The organism is Paracoccus sp. PAMC 22219 (assembly GCF_000787695.1).
In the GTDB taxonomy this organism is placed as follows: domain Bacteria; phylum Pseudomonadota; class Alphaproteobacteria; order Rhodobacterales; family Rhodobacteraceae; genus Paracoccus.
In genome coordinates this window covers 1-3,639 of the sequence record NZ_BBPH01000208.1, presented here as the reverse complement: position 1 = coordinate 3,639, position 3,639 = coordinate 1, and the positions used below count along the sequence as shown (strand labels likewise).

General features: G+C 66.1%; 3 protein-coding genes. 2 read left to right on the top strand and 1 reads right to left on the bottom strand.

Translation table 11 applies throughout. From position 1 onward, the window contains the following. Positions 1-255 (top strand): hypothetical protein (locus TY51_RS18560; RefSeq protein ID WP_231559142.1); only part of this gene is annotated, 255 nt, incomplete at its 5' end. An 18-nt stretch (positions 256-273) separates the two neighbouring features. Here the strand turns inward: TY51_RS18560 and TY51_RS18555 are convergent. Beyond that, positions 274-1,878: an alpha-glucosidase gene (locus TY51_RS18555; protein ID WP_042252569.1), complete on the bottom strand. Its 1,605-nt coding sequence runs from the start codon at positions 1,876-1,878 to the stop codon at positions 274-276. Between the two features lie 117 nt (positions 1,879-1,995). On the opposite strand from TY51_RS18555, the gene glgB reads away from it, so the two are divergent. Next, the coding region (gene glgB / locus TY51_RS18550; protein WP_042252566.1) for a 1,4-alpha-glucan branching protein GlgB at positions 1,996-3,639 on the top strand (1,644 nt) is incomplete at its 3' end.

The following is a 3,639-nucleotide window of genomic DNA, read 5'->3' as shown; positions in this document are numbered from 1 at the left end:
CCCGCCGACGGCCGGGGGGCCAGCCCCCCGGACCCCCCGCCCCCCCGAGCCCTTGGAAGGTATGCCATGAAGCTGGTCGATCCCGATGCGCCGTTCTTTCGCCCGCTGTGGGTGCGGGTGATCTGCGTGATCCTGCCGCTGGTCTGGGCGGGGGTGGAGCTGTGGTCGGGCAGCCCGGCCTGGGCCATGCTGTTCGGGGCCGCGGGGATCTATCTCGGGCTGGCCCTGTTCGTGTGGCGGCAGCCGGAGCCCTGAGGCCCCGGCCACCCGGTCTCAGGCGGTCAGCGTCGGCGCACCGGTCAGCCAGGCGAACCCGTTCGCCGGCAGGTGCAGCGCGCCCCTGTCCAGCGTGGCGTGGACCGGGCCGCTGAGGGCGGTGTCGCCCGCGACGGTCACGGACTGCGGCGTCGTCGACAGGTTGAACACCGCCGTCAGCGCCTGACCGTCATGGTCGCGGCGGAAGGCCAGGATCGGTTCGGGCATGTCCAGGAAGGCGGTCTTGCCGAAACGCAGCGCATCGGACGCCTTGCGGAACGCGATGGTGCCCCGATAGGCGGCCAGCACGCTGTCGTTGCGGTCCTGTTGATGGGCCACGGCGCGGATCGCCTGATCGTCCTTGACCGGCAGCCAGGGCGTCGTGTCCGAGAACCCGGCATGCGGTTCGCCCTGGTCCCAGACCATCGGCGTGCGGCAGCCGTCGCGGCCCTTGACCTCGGGCCAGAAGCGCAGGGCGGGGGGGTCGGTCAGTTCCTCATAGACCAGAGCGGTCTCGGTCTGGCCCAGCTCCTCTCCCTGATAGAGGCAGATCGTGCCGGGAAAGGACAGCAGCATCGCCGCGCCCTGCCGGGCCAGCGCCTCGGGTGATTCCGCATGGTCGCCCCAACGGGACACGTGCCGGATCACGTCGTGGTTCGAGAAGGACCAGCAGGAATGGCTGTCAGGGGCATGGTCGTGCACCCCCTCGATCGTGTGCCGGAAATGGCGCGCGGTGAAGTCGGGGCTGAGCATCTCGAAGCTGTAGCACATGTGCAGGCGGTCATCGCCCTTGGTGTAATCGCCCATGATGTCGATGGCGGTCTGGCCGCCGTCGCCGACCTCTCCGACCATCATGCGGGCGTCGTATTCGTCGGTCAGTGCGCGCATGCGCTCCAGGAAGGCGATGTTCTCGGCCTGGTTCTTGGAATGGATGTGGCGCTGGAAACCATAGGTTTCCGGGCCCTTGTGGTCGGGATTGGGCGGGTTGTCGCGCAGCTTGGCGTCGTGGAAGTAGTAGTTGACCGTGTCCAGGCGGAACCCGTCCACACCGCGTTCCAGCCAGAAGCGCATCGTGTCCAGCAGGGCGTCTTGGACCGCGGGGTTCCACATGTTCAGGTCGGGCTGCTCGATCAGGAAGTTGTGCAGGTAGTACTGGCGGCGGCGCGGCTCCCACTCCCACGCGGGGCCGCCGAAGACGGAGGGCCAGTTGCTGGGCGGCGTGCCGTCGGGCTTGGGGTCGGCCCAGACATACCAGTCGGCCTTGGGGTTGGTGCGGTCCCGGCGGCTTTCCTCGAACCAGGGGTGCTTGTCGCTGGAATGGCTGATGACCTGGTCGATGATGACCTTCAGGCCCAATTCATGCGCGCGGGCGACCATGGCGTCAAAATCGGCCATGCTGCCGAACAGCGGGTCGACGCCGGTATAGTCGGACACGTCATAGCCCATGTCCTTTTGCGGAGAGGTGAAGAACGGCGACAGCCAGATCGCGTCCACCCCCAGGCCCGCCACATGGTCCAGCCGGCGCGTGATGCCCGGCAGGTCGCCGATGCCGTCACCGTCACTGTCCTGAAAACTGCGGGGATAGATCTGATAGATCACCGCGTCGCGCCACCATTCCGCCATCGTCGTCACCTCGTTCGATCATTCTGCCTTCATGCATGACTATAGCGGGATCAAAAAGGAGGTGTTAGCGTTAACCAGATGATTGCCCGAATCTGTGATCGGGCTAAGGTGAGCGACATGAACAAAAGCAAGACTCCCCCGCATGTTAGCCCCGAAGATCAGGCCCTGCTGGCCCAAGGGCAATGTTCGCAACCGTTTTCAATTCTGGGTCCGCGCGCGTTCGGCGACGGCCAGTGGCTGACCGTCTATCACCCCGACCTGGCCGCGCTGTCGGCGGTGGGGCCGGACGGCGAGGTGGATCTGCCGCGCGTGGCGGGCGACCTGTTCGCCGGTCCGATCCCGGCGGGCCCCTATCGGCTCAAGGCGCGGTCGGGCGGCGGCGTCGAATGGACGTTCGACGACCCCTATCGCTTTACGCCCGTGCTGGGCGAGATGGACCTGCACCTGCTGGCCGAGGGCACGCACAAGCGGTTGTGGCAGGTGCTGGGCGCGCATGTGACCACCCATCAGGGCGTCGCGGGGACGCGCTTTGCGGTCTGGGCGCCCAATGCCCGGCGCGTGTCGGTCGTGGGACAGTTCAACGGATGGGACGGCAGGCGCCACCCGATGCGCCGCGTGGGCCAGGGGTTCTGGGAGATCTTCTTGCCCGACCTGGGCGAAGGCACGCTGTACAAGTACGAGATCCTGGATGCCCAGGGCGGGGTCATGCTGAAGGCCGACCCGGTGGGTTTCGGCAGCCAGCATCCGCCCGAAAAGGCCAGCGTGGTGCGCGACATCGCGGGATATGGCTGGAAGGACGCGGAGTGGATGGCGACCCGTGCCAAGGCGCAGGACCGCCGCGCGCCCATCAGCATCTATGAGGTCCATCCGGGCAGCTGGCGGCGCAAGTACGACGATGGCGGGCGCCCGCTGTCCTATCAGGAGATGGCGCGCGATCTGGTGTCCTATGCCAAGGACATGGGGTTCACCCATCTGGAGCTGATGCCGGTCAGCGAGTTTCCGTTCGACGGGTCATGGGGCTATCAGCCGGTGGGTCTCTATGCGCCGACGATCCGGTTCGGCCCGCCGCATGAATTCCGCGACCTGGTCGATGCGGCGCATCAGGCGGGGCTGGGGGTGTTGCTGGATTGGGTGCCGGGGCATTTTCCGTCGGACGCGCATGGCCTGGCCCGGTTCGATGGCACGTCGCTGTATGAACATGCCGACCCGCGCGAGGGGTTCCACCAGGACTGGAACACGCTGATCTACAATTACGGCCGGATCGAGGTGCAGAATTTCCTGACTGCGAATGCCGTCTATTGGCTGGACGAATATCATGTCGACGGGCTGCGCGTGGATGCGGTGGCGTCGATGCTGTACCGGGACTATTCCCGCAAGGCCGGCGAATGGGTGCCCAACAAGGATGGCGGGCGCGAGAACTACGAGGCGATCGCGTTCCTGCAGCAGATGAACATCGAGGCCTATGGCGAACAGCCCGGCATCATGACCGTGGCCGAGGAGAGCACCTCGTTTCCCAAGGTCTCGGCCCCGGTCGATGCGGGGGGCCTGGGGTTCGGGTTCAAGTGGAACATGGGGTGGATGAACGACACCCTGCGCTACATGAGCCGCGATCCGGTGCATCGCCGCTATCACCACGACCTGATGAGTTTCGGGCTGATGTATGCGTTCACCGAGAACTTCATCCTGCCGATCAGCCATGACGAGGTCGTCCACGGCAAGGGCAGCCTGCTGCACAAGATGCCGGGCGACGACTGGCAGCAA